Origin of the sequence: Rappaport israeli (assembly GCF_001888055.1) — a bacterium.
Classification (GTDB): Bacteria; Pseudomonadota; Gammaproteobacteria; order Cardiobacteriales; family Cardiobacteriaceae; genus Rappaport; species Rappaport israeli.
In genome coordinates, this window is the sequence record NZ_LXHZ01000043.1 from 1 (window position 1) to 535 (window position 535).

Genomic DNA, 535 nt, shown 5'->3' on the forward strand with positions numbered 1-535 from the left:
GGTACTATATCTCTTTTCTAAGCAATCGCTTAACTCTTTGCTGATATAGCCTCTATCCCCAACCAACAATCCAAACAGTTTGTTTGCCATTTGTCGTAAGCCTTTACGGTCATCAACATTGCCTGGCGTTATAGTCGGAGAAGTGAAAAAGTAGTACAAGGCGGCGAGCCGCAGACAGTACAGATAGTACGGCAAGGCGAGCCAACGCCGTAATACTTTTTCAATTCTTCGACTATAGGCAGAAATTGACTAGCTCTCCTACATGATTAAACACTGCATGAAGTTTGAATCCATAGAACCAAGCCATGCTGCTTTTGCCACGTTGAGCAATATTTTTAAACACTTTATGCCTATGAATTCGACGATTGTGGCAAACAGATAAGATGGTGGAATCCACGATACTGATGCCTGTACATTTCCCCATTTGAGTACTGAGAAAAACCAACATAGCAGGTAATGCACGTTGTGCTAATTCGATAAATCGATTGTAGCTTGGCATGGTGGGGAATGCTGTTTTCCAAATGGTTTTAATTTA

At 41.5% G+C, this 535-nt stretch carries 3 pseudogenes; 1 reads left to right on the plus strand and 2 read right to left on the minus strand.

The annotated features are described in order from the left end of the window. A pseudogene (locus A5N84_RS12975) lies at positions 1-132 on the minus strand (transposase); the annotation flags it as partial. Between A5N84_RS12975 and A5N84_RS13685 the strand changes: the two are divergent. After that, positions 118-236, plus strand: a pseudogene (locus A5N84_RS13685) (IS30 family transposase); the annotation flags it as partial. The pseudogenes A5N84_RS12975 and A5N84_RS13685 sit on opposite strands and share 15 nt — an antisense overlap. 7 nt (positions 237-243) lie before the next feature. Here the strand turns inward: A5N84_RS13685 and A5N84_RS13590 are convergent. Then, positions 244-517: pseudogene (locus tag A5N84_RS13590) on the minus strand (transposase); the annotation flags it as partial. Positions 518-535 lie beyond the last annotated feature (18 nt).